The organism is Methylomonas rapida (assembly GCF_024360925.2).
Lineage (GTDB): Bacteria > Pseudomonadota > Gammaproteobacteria > Methylococcales > Methylomonadaceae > Methylomonas > Methylomonas rapida.
Map to the genome: position 1 here is coordinate 525,310 of NZ_CP113517.1, position 21,553 is coordinate 546,862.

A 21,553-nucleotide genomic window follows, 5' to 3' on the forward strand; every position below is an offset into this window, starting at 1 on the left:
CCTCATGCTCGTTCGGGCATGAGGCCTCCGCCTTCGTCGTGCATTAAGGATTTTGTGACAAATAAGTTCCGTATTCTCGATGGTAGGGGCGAATTCATTCGCCCGGGGCGATTAAAATCGCCCCTAAACAGATTTCTAGCCAAATCCTAAGCCACCATCTTCAGTTCGCTAAGCCCATTCGGTTTTTTCACCAGCTCGATTTGGGTTTTGATGCGTTTTTTCACGCCTTCGACGTGCGAAATGACCCCTACGGTCTTGCCGTGCGTTTTCAGGTTTTCCAGCGTGCTCATCGCTAGATAGAGCGATTCGGCATCCAGGTTGCCGAAGCCTTCGTCCAGAAATAACGAATCGATCGCCTTGCCGTTGTTGGCTATTTCCGCCAGCGCCAACGCCAGTGCCAAACTGACCACGAAACTTTCGCCGCCGGACAGCGTTTGCGGTAAGCGGCGGGCGTTTTTCTGTTTGGTGTCTTCTATTTCCAAGGCCAGACCCAGTTCGCTGGTGCCGCTGCGCACGTAATAGCGGCCGCTCAACTTTTCCAGGATTTGATTGGCATGCGACAGCAGTTTGTCGGCCATCAAACCTTGAATCCGACGCCTGAATCCGGCCGGGTCGTCATTGATCAGTTTCATTTCGGCCGCAGCCTCGACAAACAAGCGCTGTTGCTCATCGGCTTGCGCCTGCAGGGTTTGTAATTTTTCCTGATATTGCCGTTGCTTGGCGAGTTTGTTGGTCAATGTCTGAACTTCTTGTTCCGCAATGTCGATTCTGGTGTCGATGTTGACCACTTCTCGCTGAATATCCTCGGCTATCCAGCCGTCAGCCACCGCGGTTTCGCTGTCGAGTCTGAGCCCCAGCTCCTGCAACTGCTGTTCGGTTTGCGTCAGGCTGATATTCTCCTTTTCAAGTTGCTGGCGGATGTCATTTTCCTGCGCGAACAAGTGTAGCAGGCTGGTCAAGATTTCAACCGATTCGAACGGGGTGCCGGCTATCTTGTCCGTCAAGGTTTGAAAAATGGTTTTGTATTCGATTTGCGTGATGCGTAATTGCTGTTCCTGCTCGACGATCAATTTTTGTTTTTCGATCACGGCAATATGCAGGCTCAATAATTCCTGCTGGCTCAAGTTTTCCGTGTTGCTGGCAAGTTGCTGCTGATAGTGGTTGATTTTACTTTCGCAGGCTTGCAGCTTTTCGTTCAATTCGGCGATGTCTTTTTGCAGACCTTCTTGCCGCAGCAAATGAATCTGATAGTCTTGGCGCCGGCTGTTCAGGCGGTCGAACAAGGGATTTTCCTTGCCTTTACCGGGTAGTTTTTCGCCCAAGGCGCTCAGTTGTTTTTCCAGTTTTTCCAGCAATGCGCTTTCTTCGGAGCGGCGCTCGGCATATAGTTTTTCGACTTCATCGAATTCAGGTGGTCTATCGTTCCAGCGTGCTTCCAGTTCGGCCACCGTCGCGGTCAATTTTTCTAGCGTGGCCTGCTTGCCGTCGATTTCGGCGCTCATTTTTGCAATGCTGCGTTGCAATTGAGCATGCTGCTTGACCAGTTCATTGAGTTTATTCAGTTCTTCGGTTTCCTCGGCCAACACCTGTTTTTGCAAGGATAAATTGCCAATCTCCATGCCGCCGCGCATGATGTTCATGCGGTTGGCCAAAACCGTCCACTGCGAATGCATTTGCTGCAGGCGCTGTTGTCTGGCCGACATTTGCGAACCGTATTTTTGTGCCGCTTTCAGTTGCGAGCTGGCTTGTTCGACACTCGTTTTCAGGGTCTGAATTTTGTTGCGCTGATCCAGTAGCGCTTTCTTGGCATCGGTATAAACCGGTGGTTTTTGCACGTAAGGATGGCTAATCGAGCCGCATAGATAACACGGCTGTCCCTCGATCAGCTTGGCGCGGTCGGCGCTCATCTTCTTGATCAACGCCTCGTTGCGTAGGGCTTGCTCCAAGACCTTGATGATGTTTTGCTCGCGGCTCAATTCTTCGCTTAGCTCATCAAGCCGAGCCTGCAGCTCGGCTTGATTGGGCGGAATGTCCACCTGTCTTTTGATGCCCAGCCAAGACAGCCAGCCCTTATACGTCAATTTTGAAGTCGCATTGGCCAGTGAAACCATTTCCTGCAAGTCGTTGACGCGGGACTGCTGCTCTTGCTGTAGCTCCTTCAGTTCGTCGAAGCTTTTGCCTTGGGCCAGTTCTTCCAGGGTTTGGCTATCGCTTTCGATTTGCTGTTTCAAATCAACGAGATCTTGCTGGGTCGTTTCCAGTGCTGTCTTGTTCTTTTTCAGCGCTCCCGAGGTATTTTTGATCCAGTTGGCGTTGGCTTTTTGCTTGGCGCCGAGTTCTATCAGCTCGTTCCTGAGGTTACGCAGACGAACGACGTCGGGAAAGTCCTCGAGCAGACTGGCGTCGCTTTGATGTGTTTGTAACCAGTTTTCTATTTCGGCAAGAGGGGCTTGGTTGTTGCTGATTTGTTGTTGTATCGAGGCGGCCAACTCGCGTTGACGGGGGAGTTCCAGCTTTAATTCGCTGATCGACAATTTCAACGCATCGACAAGCTGTTTTTGTTCTGCCAGCGATTTTTCCGGTAGCGTCACGGATGGCGCGTTAATGTCGCTGCCGAGCTGCCGTTGTAACATGGCCAGCTCTTGGCGGTAACTCTCCAGGGTTGTTTGTTGTTGCTCGACCAGGGCTTGTTTGCTGTCAAGCAGATTTATTTCGCCGCGATATTGAAGTGCGTCCTGGCCGTTGGCGATTCTTTCCAAATCCACTTGATGGCGCGCAATCGCTTCGATCAAATCCTGGCGTTTGAATCGCAACTGCTGCTGTTGTTTTTCAAGCGTGGCGATGTTCTGCAGTGTTGCCAGTTGCTGTTGCACCTGTTGCCGCTGCTGCTTGAATTCTTCGGCTTGCTCCTTGAAATCCTGCAGGTCCTGGGTAGCGGCGGCCAACGCCTCTTGACTCATGAACGGGATGGTGGCGATATCTTGTTGTACCTGGCTTAAGCGGGTTTGGGCCTGGGTGAATTGTTGTTCGGCTTTTTGCCGATAATCCGCATAAAGATCCGTGCCGCTGATCTTTTCCAAAATATCCATACGCTCGCTGTCGAGTGCGTTCAAAAATGCGGCGAAATCGCCTTGCGGCAAGACGATGGACTTGCTGAAACGGTGAAAATCCATGCCCGTCAATTCGGCAATGCGGGTGCGTACTTGATTGGGGGTTTCCGCCAGCAGTTCTTGTTGCTCGCCGAGCCGCAGCAACGTCATTTTGGGAAATACGGGCGCGGCGGAGTCGGTATTTTTGACTTCCCAGCTTGAGCGGAATTTTTCGTTGGCCAACGCGAATTCGACCTGGGCAAAGCATTCATCGGTTTGCTTGGTCATCACATGTTCGGCGGGCTTGTCGAAACGGAAGGTCTCGCCGTAAAGGCCCAAGGTAATCACATCGAGGATACTGGTTTTTCCAGAGCCGTTAGGGCCTGTAATCGCAAAAACACCGCTGTCGGCAATGGGGCCTTGGTCGAATGCAACCCTGCCTTCGCCCTCCAGCGAATTGATGTTTTTGAAATAGATATTGAGTATGCGCATAAGTGATTGAAATCAAGGTTATTTGTCGGCGCTATTTTGTTGGGCGGGGTCCGTAGTGGTGTCCAAAAATTACGCGCTGGAAAATGTTGATACATTAAAACGGCATGATACACGATGGCATTTGGTGAAACAAAGTGGCGGCTTTTGGGTTTCACCGGGGCGCCTCGCTGTTCTGGGAAACTGAATTTTTGGAAAAATATTTTTCGCAAACAACATTAACGACAAATTCTAAGCCTTTGATCCCGCGTCGTATAAATAAATCACGCCACAATTGTAGCTAAAAAACCACTTGAAAATTAAATTTAATACTGGAAAATCATAGGCTTATCGGTATTTTTGTCGTTTGTAAGAGGCTTGAAATCAACAGGAGGCCCTATGAAAATTGCGCTTGCCGCCATCGCGGGATTCACTATTAGCACTTTGATCGTCATTTCGCTCTTCCAGCTATTTGCTTTTTTGATTAAGGATTTGGCGAAGATGGTTTCAGAGGCCTGGTATGCGCCTGAACACCATTAAATCGATTCTGAACATACTGTCCGTGCAATAGCATTGAGCTGTGGCAAACTGTCGCGCTTTTTCTGGGCAAGACGCTTTGAGTTCACTAGAATGCGCCCGCTTTGACTTGGGCCAATACGAGCTAAAAGCTTCGTATCTTTTGAGGGGGAGGAAAGCCATGTAGGTACGCGGCATGGCTAAAAGCAGGCATATTGAGGATAGCTCAACAATGAATGTGTCTGAACATTGTCCGTAACGTTCATGAAGGCTCGGCGCCGCCCCGGCAAATGAAAGTCAACGGTGATATGCCTTTGGTTTTTGGGGCTATCGCGTGACTTTCAGAGGCAAAATGCCGAATTTGGCTCATGAAACCAAATAGGTTGACTTCGGTTCGTTGGCCGCCTCGAGTATCTGCTCCATGCTGACCTTGTCGTAACCGCCAGAGAGCAACACAATAAAGCGCTCGCGCAGCATGGGGCTATTCCGGGAACGTAGGATGATATTGTTGGCATCTTTCTGTTCCAGAATGCGGTACCAGTTATAAATCATTTTGAAAATGCGTTCCATCGGTTCCCGGATCCGCGCCTCATAGGCGCTTAACCGCAAAGCGCTGAAATCGCCGCCGTTGGCAAAACCATCAAGAATGGTGTCGGCGGCGTAAAGACCGCTCCGCATCGCCAGCGTAACACCGGCGGAAAAAACCGGATCGACAAACATCGAGGCATCGCCTAGCAGTAAAAAGCCGTCGCCGTGAAAGCGGTCATTGATATAGCCGATAGAAGCGATGGTCTTGACGTCCATCGTTTGCTCGGCGCCTGTTAGCCAGTCGCGCACGCAATCGCAACGATTGATCGCCGTCTCAAAGCATTCTTGCGGAGAAGTTCCCAAGCGTTTGGCGGCGCGGGCATCCAAAACTACGCCGACGCTGGTCACATTGTTCCTTAACGGGATATACCAAACCCAGCCGCCGTCGATGGTATGAATGTCGGTAGTGACCGAGCCATCGATGACTTCGCCAAACGTGACAAAATCATGGGGATTGCGGCGAAAGCCGCCTTTGAAATGCGCGAAATGGCTGATTTTGTTCAGTTCGGGTAGTGGCCGACGCCAGCCTAACTTGCGCGCAATCAACGATTCCCGCCCTGACGCATCGATAACCACCGATGCATGAATGGGGCTAGGTGTCGTGCCGTTAGCCCCGGCATTGACGCCAACGGCTTGATCGCCTTCAAATAGCACGTCCGCAACCGACCACTCACGTCGCACGTCCACGCCACATTCCTCGGCATGTTCGAGCAAAATTTCATCGAAACGCGCGCGTTCGACGTGATAGGTGTAGGGCCGTTCGAAATAGTCGGGATATTCCGCAGTCAGCAATAACACATCGGGCTTTTGGTTGAACATGCCAAAATTGATGCCCTGCTTCACCGTAAAACCCTCGGCCTCAATCTTTTTCGTTATGCCGAGTCTCCGCCAGATTTCCCAACCGGCGGGTAATAACGATTCGCCGATTTGAAACCTGGGAAAACGCGCACGTTCGAACAATACCACGCGCTTTCCGGCCTTGGCTAATAGGGTTGCGGCACTCGTTCCTGCAGGCCCACCGCCGATCACCGCCACATCGAATCTTTCACATTGCGTCATCCGATTTCACCTGAATCTTGAAGCGATTTACTAATACCATGACTGCTTGGGGGAGGGACGGATTTCATATTGCTCAGACTGGAGCAAAACGGCCGGCAACACAGTGATGATTTTGGGAAAATTAAAAGACGTTGATTGTAAGTCACTTTTCAGCTTTTCCAATATGGGGATTGAGGCGTTGCCGAACGGAAAACCGGGTTGGCGACCATTAGAACCATTAGAATATGAGTTCAACTAACCGGACGATGTTTCGCTGGCCGCCGCCACCAGTATCCGCAAGCCAGAGCTCGGAATATCCGGTCGTCGTGATGCAGCCTCATCATTGCAGTCTATCTTTCAATCTGATTCAATGGCAGAAATTACCGGTAGAGATACAGTTATCTATCCAACTGCTTATTAGGCATTCCATTCACATTCGCTTTACCCACAGGAGCGTAAGATGACAGAAATGAATACGAAACCGAAGCTGATAATATCGTCGGTAGATGTAGAGCGTCTGGAGAAGCTTATTGAGTCACTACCGCTGAAATCCTTTCCTGGCAAGAACGAGCTTGAGGCTGAGTTGGCGCGCGCGGAAGTGGTAGAGCCGAAAGACGTGCCGCCCACGGTGGTAACGATGAATTCCACTGTGAGGTTTGAAGTCGAATCCTCAAACGAAGAGTTTTGTCTAACACTCGTATATCCCTCCAGCGTGGACGATTCTGGCGAAAAGATTTCAATTCTTGCGCCTGTGGGTAGTGCTCTGCTTGGGCTGTCTCAAGGGGACGAAATTGAATGGCCCAAGCCAGGCGGTGGGGTATTGCGAGTCCGCATCAAAGAAGTCACCTATCAACCAGAACGCTCTGGTGAGTACCACCGGTGAGTATGGATACTGTTTGGGATCACCTGCTCAGTTGCTTGGTCAAGTACGTTGAAAATCGCACATAACAGAGTCATCAGTTCGGACGGGCAAAAGCAAATCTTCCGCGGCGCGTTACTTCTGTCGGCAGGTTATGGTGGGCGTTAGCTGTCATGAAGACTACATGGAAAGTTCTGCTTATTGGCAGTGATGTCATTGGGTGGCTATTTTGGTTAACGGCTTCATCGTTCCTGATTCAGTATATGCATGAGGTAAACAACCCTATCCGGCATGAACTTGGAATAGGAATGGCAATGGGCTGCTTGTATGGTATTTGGCCGGCTTTGTTTAGTATCTCCGTATCAATTTATTTCAGGAAACAAATGCAGAAATGGTTGTTTTTAGCGTCGGCTTCACTCCTTCCGGCTTACGGCATTGTAATAGGTAGTTATAATGCAGTCGCAACTTAGTAAGTGTCCAGCATCATTACGGGGTGTAAGCATAACCCGTGTGTAATTGACGTTTTCATTTCAGTGACACGTTTTATTGGCGGCGACGAGCCGCGCCTTGGTGGGCATATACGGCTGAGCGTAAAAATGCGTTGCAAAGTCGGCGCGCCTAATCCTTGGTGTCCCGCTAGAATTCATCAGCAAGCTCTTCGGCGCTATCGCCTCGCGCAGTGAGTATGGCTTGATGGAGCCGCACCAAATCGGCCTCCAGTTTTGAGACCTCTTCGGCCGCATAATCATCGAAGAGTCGATTGATATGGGTCAGATGATCAGGAAAGGTTTGTTCGTATATGGCGCGGCCAGCCTCGGTCAAACGTATGATTTGGCTGCGACCGTCTTTTTTTGAAGCAAGCCTTTCGACAAGACCTTTATCTTCCAGACGTCTGACAACCCCTGTCAGCGTGCCTTTGGTAATCAAAGTTTCCTCACCGAGTTTCTTGGGCTGCATGCCCTTGGTATTGCCCAAGCTGATGATCACATCGTATTGCGGCAACGTTAAATCAAGAGGATGAACATGTCTTGCCGCATAAGATAAAAATGCCTGGTGTGTGCGCAATAATTGGCGCAATACGGTTGGAAATGTTGATACAGAGGACATAACACCCAAATAGTTGTTTTAATTAGGACGACCCGATAATAACTATAAGCCGCCTTGTTCTCAAGCTCGGCCTAACAATGCCCAGGCCAAATTCAAGCGGTTAATGCAGGGGGCTCGGCCTGTTTCCAGAGCTTGCGTGCGGATGTTTATAAACCGGCAAGCAGCAACACGTTGTTAATGACCACCCCGCTGTAGAACATGACGGCCAATGCTAGCACCGCCGTCCCCCGATGACCAATCGTGCGTCGCCCGGTAAAAATGACGATGATCGCAGCCAGAATCGCTAGTTTGAGTACGGTAATGGAAATGCCCAGTCCCAGCAATCCAGCAAAGTAATTCAGAACTGGATTCACTTCCGCCAGTTCGGCAAACGTCAACCCCAGGTAGGTGACGATGCCGTCCATAACATGCAAACCACCAAATGATGCAATCAATACCGTGTTGGCGAATAATTTCGGTCTGTCTTGCGAACCTGAAAGGAAAGCAAAAAATCGACCCATTCGGGTTTTCACTATGGCCAGCGGATGAAGCGGGCTGCATTGCTCGCGAATGTAATCGGTTTTCAGTTGATCATGGATGGCTTGAACCAGTGTGTGACACTCCACACCGGCTTGAACGATGCGTTGTTCAATGCTTGCTTCAGATGCGGACATAAGATGCCCCCTGTTGTGTAGATTGCGGATGAGCCGGCTGCGGAAACAATCACGACAGCCGGCCACTATGTTTACGGCTTAATGGCTGGAAACATAAATTTTTTGCATTTCTTCATAGCGGGCCAGCGCATCTTTCAACGATTCGCCAGCCAGTTGCAAATCACCTCCACGTGCTGCTTTCCAGGCGGTATTCAAGCGTTTGCCGGCGTGTTGACGCTTGACATCGAGATCGTTGTTCTCAATGTCTTTTTGCTGTTGCTTGGCATCGCTAACCAGATCCGCTACCGTGTCTTTATCCGCGCCGCTTTCCAAGGCGACGATGGAGGCTTTGACTTTTGAAATGGTGCCTTCCAGCGCGGCTTTTACCTCTTCGTGGCTGAAAGTAGCCGCGGACGCGGAAAAAGACAGGGCACCGATCACGGCGGTGGCAGCGGCAAATGATAAGAATTGTTTAAATGAATACATGATGTAAACCTCGTTAAGCCAGAAAAAGGGATGAATAGTGAGCCGGGTTTTTGCACGTCACGATTAAAGCGAACTTGTGTGTCTGAGGTTCAAATCAATCATTCAGTGCGGGCAAAGTTTATCAAATATAGTTAGCATTAGAACTAAATAGTTTTAATGAATACTTGTTTTGTGGAATGCGTCGCGCTTTTCGCATGGCTTTTCCTTTGAGTTCGAGTCGGTGGCTGCCGTGGATGATCCTAAAAACGGCGCAAGGTATGCCGCAGACCTAAAGATCCCGTCATAATGGTAGTTTTACGAATACTTGCATAGATTATTTCGTATTCATTCTTTAACCTCCGACGGAACCGCTATCGCGTTTCGTTTTACGTGGGTTGGGTGGGCTGCTTCTTTCGTTGAGCAAGTTTCAGCGCGCTAGAGTTGCATTGCTGATGCGTACAGTGTTCAATGACTGATTGAGCATTGAACTCGCATATCGATTTGAAGTTATCCGTGAACACAACAGCGTCCCAATATTTAGTCGGCATAGATTTAGGTACCACTCATACCGTCGTCGCCTATGCGGCGATCAATGACCCGGAAAAAAACATTCGCCTGTTCGAGGTTCAGCAATTGGTTGCGCCCGGCGAAGTCGCGGAAAGGCCATTGCTGCCGTCGGTGCGTTATCACCCGGCACAGGGCGAATTCAGTGATGCCGCCGGATTCCTGACGGCCGAGGATGGCGCCATCTTGGGTGAGGCGGCACGCGTGTTGGGCGCGAAATCGCAAGGCCGTTTGTTGACCAGCGCCAAGAGCTGGTTATCGCATGCGTCGGTCGATCATACGGCCGCAATCCTGCCCTGGGGCAGCGACGAGTCGGTATTCAAGGTCTCGCCGCTGGAAGCCAGCGCCAGTTATTTGCGCCACGTGCGCTCGGTTTGGGAGCAGCGATTTCCGCAGGCGCCATTGTCTCGGCAAAACGTCGTCATCACGGTGCCGGCATCGTTCGACGAGTCGGCGCGTTCGTTGACCCTCAGGGCAGCGCAGATGGCCGGATTGACGGATGTGCGTTTGTTGGAAGAGCCGCAAGCTGTCGTTTACGACTGGTTGCGCCGCCATGCCGGTAGTGTAGGTCCCAGTCTCGGCGATAGCCGCTTATTGCTGGTCTGCGACGTTGGCGGAGGCACCACGGACCTGACCTTGATCAAGATCGAGCATGGCGAGGGCGAGCCCAAGCTGACCCGAATCGGCGTCGGCGACCATCTGATGCTGGGCGGCGACAATATCGACCTGGCGCTGGCGCATCTAGCCGAAAGCCGGTTGCGGGGAGACGGCAAGAAACTTTCGGCCGCGGATTTGTCGCAATTGCTGGAACAATGCCGCATTGCCAAAGAGAAATTGCTGGCCGACGATGCGCCGGAACAAATGGCGGTGACCTTGTTGGGCGGCGGCTCCAAACTGATAGGCGGTACCCGAAGCACTTTCTTGACGCGCGAGGAAGTCAAAGACATCGCCCTGGAAGGCTTTTTACCCTTGTCCGGCTTGCAGGAATTGCCGGACAAGAAGCGTAGCGGCGTGGTCGAGTTCGGCCTGCCTTATGCGGCCGAACCGGCTATCAGCAAACATATCGCGGCCTTTTTGCAGTTGCATGCACAGGCTGCAAAAGCGGCTTTCGGCAGCGACAACATCGTGCCGGATGCATTGCTGTTGAATGGTGGTGTGTTTCGCAGCCAGACCATGGTGCAACGCGTGACCGCGCTGTTGACCGCCTGGCGCGGCGGCCAACAGCCCTTGTTGCTGGGCAACCGCCATCCGGAGCTTGCGGTGGCTTATGGCGCGGTCAGTTACGCAGTGGCGAGGCAGGACAAGAAGCTCAAGATAGGCGGCGGCGCAGCGCGCGGTTATTTCTTGTTGGTCGATACTATCGGCGGCAAAGACGCCGTCAAACGCGGCGTTTGCATTTTGCCGAAAGGCAGCGAGGAAGGCCATGAGGTGCTGTTGAGCGACAGGCAATTTGCGTTGCGCGTCGGGCAGCCGGTACGCTTTAATTTGTTGTCCAACAGTGGCGATAGCGATTTCAAGCCCGGCGAGATCGTCGAGCTGGACGACGAACGTTTCCACAGCCTGCCGCCCTTGGCGGTGGCTTTCGAAGGCCAGCAGAAGGCCGAGGTTGCCGTGCAGTTGGCGGCTACTCATACCGAAGTCGGCACTTTGCGTTTGCAATGCGTCGCGGTGGAAGACGCCAATCAACGCTGGGATGTCGAGTTTCAGATCCGCAAGAAAGCTGCGATGCCTATGACTGCCGACTTGCCGGCCCAGTTGCCGCAAGCCATCGATAAGATCCAATCGGTATTCGGGCCTAAGTCCAAGCAAATCGATCCTAAGGCCGTGAAAACCTTGCGAGCCGATCTGGAAAAGGTACTGGGCATGCCGCGCGGTGAATGGAGTACGCCATTGTTGCGCGAACTCTTCGCCGTCCTTGCCGAGGGCGTCAAATACCGGCGCCGTAGCGAGCAGCACGAACGATTGTGGCTGAGCCTGGCTGGCTTTTGCCTGCGGCCCGGTTTCGGTTATCCGCTGGACGATTGGCGGGCCGAGCAATTGTGGAAGCTGTATCCGGAAGGCCTGCAATTCGTCAACGAAAAGCAAAACTGGGCGGAATGGTGGACCTTGTGGCGGCGTGTAGCCGGCGGTTTGGCGGCCGATGCGCAGCAACGCCTGTTTAACGACATCGCCAAGTTCATCGATCCCGCCGCGGCCCGCCAAGCCGGTGTGGTTAAGCAAGCGGCGCTCAGAGGTTACGAGGATATGGTCAGGCTGGCCGCCGCTCTAGAGCGCTTGCCGGTGGCGGATAAAATCCGACTCGGCGAGTGGCTGTTAAAACGTCTGGCCAAACCCGGCGAGCCCGAACAAAGCTGGTGGGCCTTGGGGCGTATCGGCTCGCGGATTCCGTTCCACGGCAATAATCACGATGTGATTCCTGCCGGAACGGTGGCCGACTGGCTGCAGCAGCTGTTGACAGTCGACTGGAAGAAACAGACCCAAGCCGGTTTTGCGGCGACTTTGCTGGCGCGCCGTTGCGACGATAGAGCGCGCGACATCGACGAAGACTTGCGCGCGCTCGTATTGGATAAGTTGAAGGAAGCCAAGGCGCCGGCGATTTGGCAGGAAATGGTCGCCGAATTCAAACAACTGGACGAGAGCCAGGAAAAACAAATTTTTGGCGAGGCGTTGCCGCCGGGCTTGCGTTTGATTTAGGCGTAGGGTACGCATTGCGTACCACCTTCATTTCGGTAAAATCCGGCTAATTATCATCAGCCACTATTCGCCATGGACAACGATATTTATCTTTACGACACGGAGCGCCTGCACGGCATTGCTTCCGAGGAGCTGGTCAAGCAAGGCTTGAGTTATTTCTCGGATAATCGCGTCATCGGCGTGGCGCTGGAAAATGGGCGGGCAATCGCTCAGGTCGAAGATGTCTACGAAGAGCAATATTGGCTTGAATTGGTGATCGATCCGGAGGGCAGTCTACAAGTCTCATGCGATTGCCATCACGATGCCAGCGTTTGCGTGCATGCCATCGCCGCGCTTTACGCCTATGCCGATCAATATGCGCCGCTCGATAGTGCCGGTCTGGATAGCGCGCTGGACGAGGCGATACAGGAACGGGTCAAAAAAGGCCGCAACGAGGTCAAGGTCAAGCTAATCAGCGGCAATCTGGGGTTCGGTACCTGGCAGGCGACTTCGCTGGTGTCGGCGACCCATTGGCAGCGTTCCTATCAAGTGCAGATACGCTCGCTGGATCAGCGCGTCAATTATTGCACCTGTCCGGATTTGGCCAGCAATCGCCTGGGTACTTGCAAGCATATCGAGGCGGTATTGCATTACGCGCGCAAGCAAAAAGACTACAAACGCCTGAAGGCCGAAGGCAGCCCGGTTTCTTTCGTGTATCTGGCTTGGGAATCCGCCACCCGCCCGCTGCTGCGTTTGTATCGGCGGCCCGAATTGGCTGGCGATTTGGCGGCGCTGTTGGACGAATTTTTCAATGAGCAAGGCCAATTCGTGGGCCGCTTGCCGGAAGATTTATTCCGTTTCTCGCAATTGGTTTATGGTCGCGAAGACTTTTTGCTGGGCGAAGATGCCGTGCAGTATGCCCAGCAATGCGCGGAAGATGCGGCGCAAGCCTTGCGCGGACAAGAGATCAAGCGCCTGATTCAGCAAGGCAACGGCGTGTTGCCAGGGCTCAAGGTTAGATTGTTTCCGTATCAGGTCGAGGGCGTGGCGTTTTTGGCGGGGCGAGGCCGGGCGCTACTGGCCGACGACATGGGCTTGGGCAAGACCTTGCAGGCCATCGCCGCTGGCACTTGGCTGGCCGACCACGCCGAGGTCAAACGCATTCTGATTGTTTGCCCGACTTCGCTCAAACACCAATGGGCCAGGGAGATCGCCAAGTTTACCGGGCGGCCCGTGCAGATTTTACAAGGCGGACCGGATCAGCGCGGCGTGCAATACCGCGCCGATGCCTTGTTCTTCATCGTCAATTACGAGTTGGTGTTGCGTGATCTGAGCATCATCAGCGAAAACCTCAAACCCGATTTGTTGATCCTGGACGAAGCCCAGCGCATCAAAAATTGGCGCACCAAGTTGTCGTCCACGATCAAATTGATTCCGTCGCGCTACGTGTTCGTGCTGAGCGGCACGCCGTTGGAAAACCGCCTGGAAGACTTGTACAGCCTGCTGCAATTGGTCGATGCCCGCGTGCTGGGGCCGCTGTGGCGCTGTCTGTTGGACTTTCATATCACCGACGAACGCGGCAAGGTCATAGGCTATCGTAACTTGTCTGAACTGCGGCGCCGCATCGCGCCGGTGGTGTTGCGCCGCTCTCGCAGCTTGGTCGCCGACCAATTGCCGGAGCGCACCGAAGTCACGCTGGATATTGCGATGGATGCCAAACAGCAGGAACTGCACGATTCCGCGCTGCAAGCCGCCGGGCTATTGGCGAAAATCGCCAAGCGCCGGCCGCTGACGCCCAGCGAACAGAATCGCCTATTATCCGCCTTGCAGCAGGCCCGCATGGCGTGCAACGCGGCAGGGCTTGTGGATAAGGAAACCCAAGGATCGCCCAAGCTCGAGGAATTGACGCGCTTGTTGGAAGAATTGTGTTTGCAAGGCAACCGCAAGGCCGTGGTGTTTTCGCAGTGGGCCTTGATGACGGAGATGGTGGAAGCCCTGGCGCGCGGCATGGGCTTGGGCTGCGTGCGCCTGCACGGCGGTGTGCCGAGCGCAAAACGCGGCGAACTGATGCAGCGTTTTCATGACGACGATGCCTTGCAGGTGTTCATTTCCACCGATGCTGGCGGTACCGGCTTGAATCTGCAAGCCGCCACGGCCTTGATCAATCTCGATATGCCGTGGAATCCGGCGATATTGGATCAACGCATCGCCCGCATTCATCGCTTGGGGCAAAAAAACAAGGTGCAGATTTTTATTCTGCTGGCCGAATATTCTTACGAACAGCGCGTCGCCCAATTGGTGAAGGGCAAGCGGCATTTGTTCGACAACGTCATCGATCCGGAAGCGACCGAAGACACGGTCGGCGTTTCGAAGAAAATGCTGGAAACCTTGGTCGACGATTTGGCGGGTACGCCTATCGAGGATGCGGCCAAGGTCGAAGCTCCGTCGGTGGCGGAACCAGAATTGCCGACACCTACTGCCGAACCGGTGGCCAAGCCAGTTCACCCCGGTGTTGTGGAAGACGACGACAGCGTGCGTCAGGTGGTGACTGGCATCCAAAACACATTCGGCCCGCGTATCGAGCGGGTGCTGGCCAAGGCCGGCGGTTTGTTGGTCGTGGTCGAACAGTGGCGGGATGGCGACGAACAAGCCGCGCAGGACTTGTCGGCGGATGGCCTGCCTGTTGCGGTGATCGACGGCCGCACCTGGCGCAGTTTGCAACGCTTGGGCAGCGCCTCGCCGTTGGCCGAAAGCCGTACGGTGTTCGCGGCGGTCGAACCGGTGCAACTCCAGCAAAACCCTTTGCATGAACTGGCCGCGCAAAAATTGCGCTCTGCCGAAATATTGCTGGAACAACAGTGCTTGGCCGGGGTGATGGATTTGCTGGCGTCGGCCTTGTTGTCCAAATTGGCGGCGTTGAATGGACAAACCCAAGCGCCGTCCGTCATCGAAGCCGCCGCGTGGCTTTACACCGAAATAGTGCCGCGCGGCGTTTTGAGCAACGAACAGGCTGCCCACGTGCTGCAGGTCGTTTCGTTAAGCTTGAGCAGCGCGCTGCCCGAGATTTTGATCCGACAAGCCGCGAGTGATGCGAGGGGATTGTTGGCTGCTTTGGCTTGAGCGGGTATCGGAATAATTGCTGTAATGCATAAACAGCATTGTCGTCTGGATTGGGGGCTTTTACAGCGCCCCCCCAAGTACGCGGAGGACTGACTATAATGGGGCATCAATCCAGCGCCTTTGCGGGTGATGCCCTGAAAATGAGATTTCTCGATGAACGCCATACCCTTTGACACGTTAAAATTTGCCAACTGGCTAAAGGCCGTGGGCTTTACCGAGACTCAAACCGAGACCATAGTCGAAATTCAACGGGAAGCCAACAATGAAACTTTGCACCATGCTATACATGATTTCCACCTGGACGACATTGCCACCAAGCGAGATATAAAAGAGTTGGAGCGCGACATAAAGGCAATGGAGGTTGCGCTTAAGCGTGATCTGGCCGATGTCGAGATGCGGCTTCGGCGTACTGCTCAAAGTGGCGCGCTTGATATAACCGATAGACCGAATAGTCCGTTGTTGCGAAAGGCGGGGTTTCCCGCTGGGTAAACGCTGCATCGGCGAACCCGAGGTGAGTATGAAATCAAATATTGTCGAAAATTATTTGAGTGAAGCCGATTATCTGGCCGGCGAACAGGACGGGCAACTCAGGCATGAATTCATTGCGGGCGAGGTCTACGCGATGACCGGCGCGAGCGAAGCGCATAATAAAATCAGCGGAAATTTTTTTGCGGAATTACGCAATGCACTGAAACAGAAAGGCGCCTCTTGTACAGCTTACATCAACGACATGAAAGTCAAAGTTCAAAACGACTTCTATTATCCCGACGTGATGGTGGTCTGCGATGCCAACGATACGCAAAATGCCTATTACAAAACCCGGCCGCTGGTTATCGTCGAAGTGTTGTCGCCGGCCACGCGCCGAATCGACAAAACCTTGAAACGGCTAGCCTATCAGTCATTGGAGACCTTGCAGGAATATGTACTGGTCGAACAGGAAACCGCCGAAGTCGAAGTCTTTAGTCGGCAACGCGGCTGGCAGCCGGATTATTATTACCCGGGCGATACCGTCAACTTGCAGTCCATCGATGTGACAATTGCCGTCGAAGATATTTATTATCAAGTCGATAGGGTGGATTCGCGGAGATTGGGTCCATGATACCTTTGGTTGCATTTACGGCTTAAAAACCCTATTTAGACATTTTCAGGGCTTTACGATGCATAGGTACGAATCCGATATTATTGCGTGGGCCAATGAGCAGGCCGCGTTTCTCCGTGCGGGCCAGTTTAACAGGCTTGACTTGGAACACCTTGCGGATGAGATTGAAGACGTGGGCAAAAGCGAACGAAGAGAACTGAGAAGCAGAATGGCGGTTTTGCTGGCCCATCTTCTGAAATGGCAATATCAGGAAGGTTTTCGAAGCAAAAGTTGGCAGCGCACAATCAAGGAGCAACGACGAGGCATTGCTGGTTGCTTGAAGGAAACCCCCAGTCTTAAAACCGATCTGGTTCAACCCGATTGGTGGGAATGGGTGTGGTCTGATGCCGTCACTCTTGCGGTAAAGGAAACGGGGCTCGATTGCTTCCCCGAATCTTGTCCGTGGGACTTTGAGGGGGTCATGAATCCTGATTTTTGGCCGGAATAATGGCGCTATGCACTTACCAGCAGGTATAAGGATGACATGTTTCAAGAATACGCATGGTGCCAAGCCAGTTGTAATATGATTTGATCCGAAGAGGTTTCGGATTGGAAAATAGGGTTCAGCTCCTTTTTCTCCGAGGCCGTCGACGGCGTGACCGGTTTTTGCCACGAGTTACAAATCGATGCCGAATGAGTAGCGAATACGACGCTAGTTACAAGCTGTTGTTCTCTGCGCCGGAACTGGTGCGAGACCTGATTTTGGGTTTTATTCCGGACGACTGGTTGCATGGTCTGGATTACAGTACGTTGGAAAAACTGCCAGGCAGTTATGTGACCGACGATTTCCGGCATAGAGCCGACGACGTGGTTTGGCGCGTCAAGGCGGACGAAAGCTGGGTATATTTGTATATCCTGATCGAATTTCAAAGTAACGTCGATCCTTTCATGGCGGTGCGGATGATGATCTATGCGGGATTGCTTTATCAAGATTTGATCCGACGCGGCGAGATATTGCCAGACAAGCGCTTGCCGCCGGTGTTGCCTATTGTACTGTATAACGGCGACAGCAAATGGACGGCGGCTACCGACATCAGGGCAATCGCGCTTTGTAGCACTTGCACGGGCAAGGGGTTTAGTATAGCGATTTTGCCTAATATCCCAGATGCTCCCAGATCCAACCCCCTATTTTGCTGACCTCACAGACCCGCGGCGAGAGGGCAAAAACAAACTCCACAAACTCACGGATATCGTGATGATCGTCTTATGCGCAGTATTGAGCGGCATCGAGGATTGGGTCGGCATGGAAGAGTTTGCCGAAGAAAAAGAAGATTGGCTGCGGACCTTTTTGGAATTACCGAATGGAATTCCCTCGCACGATACCCTGAGTAATGTCTTGGGCCGCCTGAATCCCCAAGCGTTTGCCGAGACCTTTCAACGTTGGGTGCAGGCGGCATTGCCAAGCCTTTCAGGACAGCAAGTCTGTTTGGACGGCAAGACCTTGCGCGGCAGCCGCGAAGGGGATAAGGCCGTGCATTTGATGAGCGCCTTTGCGGCTGAAGCGCGTTGGGTGTTGGCGCAACAGGCGGTGGATGAGAAGACTAACGAAATCAAGGCGATCCCCGATTTATTGTCGATGTTGGACATCAAAGGAGCTCTGATCTCGATCGATGCCATGGGTTGTCAAAAAGCCATTGCGAAAACCATCGTTACGGCGCAAGCGGATTACGTGTTGGCACTGAAGGATAATCATCCGAACCTTTGCGAGGATGTCAGGTTGTGGCTGGATACTGAAAATGCCAACGACCGCTTACCGGTCTACGAAACCATCGACAAAGATCACGGTCGCCTGGAAATACGCCGTTACAGCTTGAGTAGCGAGATTGCTTGGTTGACGCAAAAACCTGACTGGGCCGGGCTACAAGCCATTGGTCGGGTTGAATCGATTCGCACCCTCGGTGACAAGACCTCGGTTGAGTGTCGCTACTATTTGTGTTCGTTTACGGATTTGCAGCGCTTTGCCGAAGGGGTACGGCAGCATTGGGCGATAGAAAATTCCCAGCACTGGGTGCTGGATGTGCAGTTTGGCGAAGATGCGAATCGCGCCAGAACAGATCATTCCGCCGAAAACTTGGCGTTGATGCGACGGATGGCACTCAATTTACTACGAAATAACGGACCTACTAAAGACAGCTTGAAGCGCCGCAAGTTGCGAGCATGTTTGAACGATAACTATCGCTTTAAATTACTCTTCGGAACATCTGCAACATAGCGCGATTGCCCTGCTACCGACATGGCGGAACTGGTGCCGAAAGTACCGGGATTGGTGTCGGAATACTTGCCACAGCTCAAATACCTGCTGATAGACGAAAACAACTACAGCGAAACCGTTTTGGCTGAGCTGAAAAACCTGGTGGCCGCGGTGATCCGCTTCGAGCATCCCAGTAACGATAGGGCATTGATCCAATTGATCGATCAATTAAACGACTGGCTAAGCGGGCAGCCGGAACTCAAACGTATCTTTGCCATCTGGATTAGGTCCGTTTTATTGAGACAAAGCAAAAATACCTTGGTGTTACCCAAAATCAATGATTTAAAGGAGTTAAAAATGACACTGGCAGAACGATTTGAAGAATGGGCTAAGTCTCATGAACAGAAAGGGATGGAAAAAGGGATGGAAAAGGGTGAAGCACTGGTATTGCAAAGGCAGTTGATTAGACGCTTTGGTCCTTTACCCAACGCAGTGCTGACCAAGATTGCAACGGCCGATAGAGTGCAATTAGAGTTGTGGTGCGATAGAGTGCTCGATGCCGCTTCATTGGATGATGTGTTCGGTTAAAAGCGGCATGCCAAGTTTTCCGTGGAACCAACGGGAAGCCAGCAATCAAACCTTGCACCATACGATACATGCTTCTACCTAGGCGACATTGCCACCAAGCGAGATCTAAAAGAGTTGGAAGCGGCATAAAGGAAATGTATGCTGTGCTTAGGGGGCAAAGCTCTAAGCACCGAGTGATCTAGGTGTCTGAAGTATCCTCTTAAATTTGCCTTTCCCCTAAAGTCTCGAATGATAAATCGGCTATCTGTTGGTGTGATAGTTTAATAAGATGATGATATAGGCACTCCTGCGAATAAGAACTTTCAGTTTGCAGCAGTGTGGATATCGCGCTTTTGAGTTGAATTCAATAAATTATGTTAAACGGAAAAAATATATTGATAACCGGCGGCACCGGATCATTCGGCAGGCAATGTACTAAGATGTTGCTTGAATGCTATAGCCCGAAAAAACTGATCATTTTTTCCAGGGATGAGCTCAAGCAGTTTGAAATGCAGCAAGTCTTCAATCAGCGGTGTATGCGATATTTCCTCGGCGATGTCAGGGATCAAAACCGGCTGAAACGAGCGCTGGAGGATATCGATATCGTTATTCATGCGGCGGCTCTGAAGCAAGTGCCTGCGGCCGAATATAACCCTTTCGAATGCATCAAGACTAATGTGTTGGGAGCGCAAAACTTGATAGAAGCCTGTTTGGATGCGGGTGTACAGAGGGTTGTTGCTTTGTCGACGGATAAAGCCGCTGCACCCATCAATCTGTATGGCGCGACTAAACTTTGCTCGGACAAACTGTTTGTCGCTGCTAATAATATCAAAGGTACACGGGATATCCGTTTCAGTGTGGTGCGTTATGGCAATGTCATGGGCAGCCGCGGTTCTGTGGTTCCTTTCTTTTTGAAACAGCGTGAGACCGGCGTATTGCCTATTACCGATCCGGAAATGACGCGTTTCAATATCAGTCTTCAAGAAGGCGTGGAAATGGTGCTATGGGCGCTCGAAAACGCTTTGGGCGGCGAAGTGTTCGTGCCAAAGATTCCTTCTTACCGTATTACTGACCTGGCGACGGCAATCGGTCCAGAATGCGAACACAAGATTGTCGGTATTCGGCCCGGCGAAAAGATCCATGAAGAAATGATTTCCGCCAGCGACAGTTTTAATACCGTTGATTTGGGAAGGTATTACGCCATTTTGCCAGCTGGCGCTGAATATAATATGAAAAACTACTGTACCCGCACCGGAGCTCAAAAGGTGATGCCAGGGTTTCGCTACGATAGCGGCAGCAATGAGCACTTCCTGGGGGTCGAAGAATTGCGAGCAATGATCGATGCTTACGTGCAGGGGAAGTAAGTGCTAGTGAGTGACATGATACCTTACGGACGGCAGAGTATTTCCGAGGACGATGTACGAGCCGTTGTGGAGGTATTGCGATCTGACTTTTTGACGCAAGGACCAGTGATACCGGCTTTTGAGCGGGCGGTCGCAGAATATTGCGGCGCCTGGCATTCCGTTGCGGTCAATAGTGCGACATCGGCATTGCATTTGGCTTGTCTGGCGCTTGATGTAGGGCCTGGTGATTATGTCTGGACCAGTCCTATTACTTTTGTGGCTAGTGCGAATTGCGCGCTGTACTGCGGAGCTAGTGTTGATTTTGTTGATATTGATCCTGCGACCTACAATCTGAGTGTTGAATGTTTGGCGGAAAAATTACATCAAGCCGAGCTACGTGGGTGTTTGCCCAAAGTTGTAATTCCTGTGCACTTGTGTGGATTATCCTGTGATATGGAGCCCATATACCGGTTAAGCAAACAATATGGCTTCAAGATTATCGAGGATGCTTCGCATGCGATCGGCGGCAAATATCGCGGCGAAGCAGTCGGTAATTGTCGCTATTCCGATATAACCGTATTCAGTTTTCATCCGGTAAAAATCATTACCACAGGCGAAGGCGGAATGGCGCTGACCAACGATGCTCAATTGGCGAAGCGGATGGCATTGCTACGTAGTCACGGAATTACTCGCGAACATGAAGATATGACCCATGAAGCCGACGGTCCCTGGTACTACCAGCAAATCGCGCTGGGATTTAATTATCGAATGACCGACATGCAAGCTGCATTGGGCTTAAGCCAGCTTAACCGGCTGGATATGTTTGTTAATCGCCGTCATGAACTGGCAGAAATCTACAAGCTGCATTTGACGGGGTTGCCAGTTAATTGGCAACTGCAAGCGCATGACTGTCGCTCCTCGCTACATCTTTTTGTTATTCGCCTACAATTGTCCCTGATAGGGACATCACATTTGGAGGTCTTCCGTCAGTTGCGTAGTGCCAGTATAGGTGTCAACTTGCATTACATTCCTGTTCATTTGCAGCCTTTTTATCAAAACAAAGGTTTTCAACAGGGCGACTATCCGGAAGCCGAAAAATATTATGCAGAAGCAATTACACTGCCTATCTATCCAGATTTGCTTGATGCCCAGGTGTTGCAGATCGTCGAGGTGTTGAGGGGATGTTTGCAATGAG

The 21,553-nt window shown here is 52.1% G+C and carries 17 protein-coding genes; 12 read left to right on the plus strand and 5 right to left on the minus strand.

Annotated features, from left to right (window positions below):
- Window positions 1–146: 146 nt before the first annotated feature.
- Complete coding sequence (locus NM686_RS02440) at window positions 147–3,581, minus strand: SbcC/MukB-like Walker B domain-containing protein (RefSeq protein WP_255190359.1); 3,435 nt, start codon at window positions 3,579–3,581, stop codon at window positions 147–149.
- Between the two features lie 375 nt (window positions 3,582–3,956).
- Here NM686_RS02440 and NM686_RS02445 point away from each other — a divergent pair, with 375 nt between their 5' ends.
- The gene (locus NM686_RS02445; RefSeq protein ID WP_255190360.1) at window positions 3,957–4,097 is read left to right on the plus strand and encodes a hypothetical protein; all 141 of its coding nucleotides are present in this window, start codon (window positions 3,957–3,959) and stop codon (window positions 4,095–4,097) included.
- Between the two features lie 342 nt (window positions 4,098–4,439).
- Here NM686_RS02445 and NM686_RS02450 read toward each other — a convergent pair whose 3' ends face one another.
- Window positions 4,440–5,720, minus strand: coding sequence for an NAD(P)/FAD-dependent oxidoreductase (locus NM686_RS02450; RefSeq protein ID WP_255190361.1), 1,281 nt, complete (start codon window positions 5,718–5,720; stop codon window positions 4,440–4,442).
- 439 nt (window positions 5,721–6,159) lie between these two features.
- On the opposite strand from NM686_RS02450, the gene rnk reads away from it, so the two are divergent.
- A complete protein-coding gene (gene rnk, locus NM686_RS02455; RefSeq protein WP_255190362.1) occupies window positions 6,160–6,582 on the plus strand; it encodes a nucleoside diphosphate kinase regulator in 423 nt (140 codons plus the stop codon).
- Window positions 6,583–7,194: 612 nt separating this feature from the next.
- Here the strand turns inward: rnk and NM686_RS02460 are convergent.
- The 3 genes from NM686_RS02460 to NM686_RS02470 form a co-directional block, all read right to left on the minus strand.
- Window positions 7,195–7,665, minus strand: a complete 471-nt coding sequence (locus tag NM686_RS02460) for a MarR family winged helix-turn-helix transcriptional regulator (protein ID WP_255190363.1) — start codon at window positions 7,663–7,665, stop codon at window positions 7,195–7,197.
- Between the two features lie 146 nt (window positions 7,666–7,811).
- On the minus strand, window positions 7,812–8,318 hold the full coding sequence (locus NM686_RS02465) for a DUF5658 family protein (RefSeq protein ID WP_255190364.1): 507 nt from the start codon (window positions 8,316–8,318) through the stop codon (window positions 7,812–7,814).
- A gap of 78 nt (window positions 8,319–8,396) precedes the next feature.
- Window positions 8,397–8,783, minus strand: a complete 387-nt coding sequence (locus NM686_RS02470) for a hypothetical protein (protein ID WP_255190365.1) — start codon at window positions 8,781–8,783, stop codon at window positions 8,397–8,399.
- Window positions 8,784–9,275: 492 nt separating this feature from the next.
- On the opposite strand from NM686_RS02470, the gene NM686_RS02475 reads away from it, so the two are divergent.
- The 10 genes from NM686_RS02475 to pseC all read left to right on the plus strand — a co-directional run bounded on the left by NM686_RS02475 (window position 9,276) and on the right by pseC (window position 21,552).
- Window positions 9,276–12,020, plus strand: coding sequence for an Hsp70 family protein (locus NM686_RS02475; RefSeq protein ID WP_255190366.1), 2,745 nt, complete (start codon window positions 9,276–9,278; stop codon window positions 12,018–12,020).
- A 72-nt stretch (window positions 12,021–12,092) separates the two neighbouring features.
- Window positions 12,093–15,119 carry a DEAD/DEAH box helicase gene (locus NM686_RS02480; protein WP_255190367.1) on the plus strand — a complete coding sequence of 1,009 codons (3,027 nt, stop codon included), beginning with the start codon at window positions 12,093–12,095 and terminating at the stop codon, window positions 15,117–15,119.
- Window positions 15,120–15,272: 153 nt separating this feature from the next.
- Complete coding sequence (locus tag NM686_RS02485) at window positions 15,273–15,608, plus strand: CCDC90 family protein (RefSeq protein ID WP_255190368.1); 336 nt, start codon at window positions 15,273–15,275, stop codon at window positions 15,606–15,608.
- Between the two features lie 28 nt (window positions 15,609–15,636).
- Window positions 15,637–16,218, plus strand: a complete 582-nt coding sequence (locus tag NM686_RS02490; protein WP_255190369.1) for a Uma2 family endonuclease — start codon at window positions 15,637–15,639, stop codon at window positions 16,216–16,218.
- A gap of 58 nt (window positions 16,219–16,276) precedes the next feature.
- Window positions 16,277–16,705: a DUF29 domain-containing protein gene (locus NM686_RS02495; protein WP_255190370.1), complete on the plus strand. Its 429-nt coding sequence runs from the start codon at window positions 16,277–16,279 to the stop codon at window positions 16,703–16,705.
- Between the two features lie 185 nt (window positions 16,706–16,890).
- Window positions 16,891–17,394 carry an Rpn family recombination-promoting nuclease/putative transposase gene (locus tag NM686_RS02500; RefSeq protein WP_255190371.1) on the plus strand — a complete coding sequence of 168 codons (504 nt, stop codon included), beginning with the start codon at window positions 16,891–16,893 and terminating at the stop codon, window positions 17,392–17,394.
- The gene (locus NM686_RS02505) at window positions 17,363–18,469 is read left to right on the plus strand and encodes an ISAs1 family transposase (RefSeq protein WP_255187025.1); all 1,107 of its coding nucleotides are present in this window, start codon (window positions 17,363–17,365) and stop codon (window positions 18,467–18,469) included. The genes NM686_RS02500 and NM686_RS02505 overlap by 32 nt, the downstream gene beginning before the upstream one ends.
- A gap of 21 nt (window positions 18,470–18,490) precedes the next feature.
- Window positions 18,491–19,036: a DUF4351 domain-containing protein gene (locus NM686_RS02510; protein ID WP_255190372.1), complete on the plus strand. Its 546-nt coding sequence runs from the start codon at window positions 18,491–18,493 to the stop codon at window positions 19,034–19,036.
- A 353-nt stretch (window positions 19,037–19,389) separates the two neighbouring features.
- Window positions 19,390–20,379 carry a UDP-N-acetylglucosamine 4,6-dehydratase (inverting) gene (gene pseB, locus NM686_RS02515; RefSeq protein ID WP_255190373.1) on the plus strand — a complete coding sequence of 330 codons (990 nt, stop codon included), beginning with the start codon at window positions 19,390–19,392 and terminating at the stop codon, window positions 20,377–20,379.
- Window positions 20,380–20,394: 15 nt separating this feature from the next.
- On the plus strand, window positions 20,395–21,552 hold the full coding sequence (gene pseC / locus NM686_RS02520; RefSeq protein ID WP_255190468.1) for a UDP-4-amino-4,6-dideoxy-N-acetyl-beta-L-altrosamine transaminase: 1,158 nt from the start codon (window positions 20,395–20,397) through the stop codon (window positions 21,550–21,552).
- The last annotated feature ends 1 nt before the right edge of the window (window position 21,553 follow it).

Bases quoted from the DNA above. Each gene is read 5' to 3' on its own strand.
- NM686_RS02440 (WP_255190359.1), bottom strand. From the start codon at position 3,581: ATGCGCATACTCAATATCTATTTCAAAAACATCAATTCGCTGGAGGGC.
- NM686_RS02445 (WP_255190360.1), top strand. From the start codon at position 3,957: ATGAAAATTGCGCTTGCCGCCATCGCGGGATTCACTATTAGCACTTTG.
- NM686_RS02450 (WP_255190361.1), bottom strand. From the start codon at position 5,720: ATGACGCAATGTGAAAGATTCGATGTGGCGGTGATCGGCGGTGGGCCT.
- rnk (WP_255190362.1), top strand. From the start codon at position 6,160: ATGACAGAAATGAATACGAAACCGAAGCTGATAATATCGTCGGTAGAT.
- NM686_RS02460 (WP_255190363.1), bottom strand. From the start codon at position 7,665: ATGTCCTCTGTATCAACATTTCCAACCGTATTGCGCCAATTATTGCGC.
- NM686_RS02465 (WP_255190364.1), bottom strand. From the start codon at position 8,318: ATGTCCGCATCTGAAGCAAGCATTGAACAACGCATCGTTCAAGCCGGT.
- NM686_RS02470 (WP_255190365.1), bottom strand. From the start codon at position 8,783: ATGTATTCATTTAAACAATTCTTATCATTTGCCGCTGCCACCGCCGTG.
- NM686_RS02480 (WP_255190367.1), top strand. From the start codon at position 12,093: ATGGACAACGATATTTATCTTTACGACACGGAGCGCCTGCACGGCATT.
- NM686_RS02485 (WP_255190368.1), top strand. From the start codon at position 15,273: ATGAACGCCATACCCTTTGACACGTTAAAATTTGCCAACTGGCTAAAG.
- NM686_RS02490 (WP_255190369.1), top strand. From the start codon at position 15,637: ATGAAATCAAATATTGTCGAAAATTATTTGAGTGAAGCCGATTATCTG.
- NM686_RS02495 (WP_255190370.1), top strand. From the start codon at position 16,277: ATGCATAGGTACGAATCCGATATTATTGCGTGGGCCAATGAGCAGGCC.
- NM686_RS02500 (WP_255190371.1), top strand. From the start codon at position 16,891: ATGAGTAGCGAATACGACGCTAGTTACAAGCTGTTGTTCTCTGCGCCG.
- NM686_RS02505 (WP_255187025.1), top strand. From the start codon at position 17,363: ATGCTCCCAGATCCAACCCCCTATTTTGCTGACCTCACAGACCCGCGG.
- NM686_RS02510 (WP_255190372.1), top strand. From the start codon at position 18,491: ATGGCGGAACTGGTGCCGAAAGTACCGGGATTGGTGTCGGAATACTTG.
- pseB (WP_255190373.1), top strand. From the start codon at position 19,390: ATGTTAAACGGAAAAAATATATTGATAACCGGCGGCACCGGATCATTC.
- pseC (WP_255190468.1), top strand. From the start codon at position 20,395: ATGATACCTTACGGACGGCAGAGTATTTCCGAGGACGATGTACGAGCC.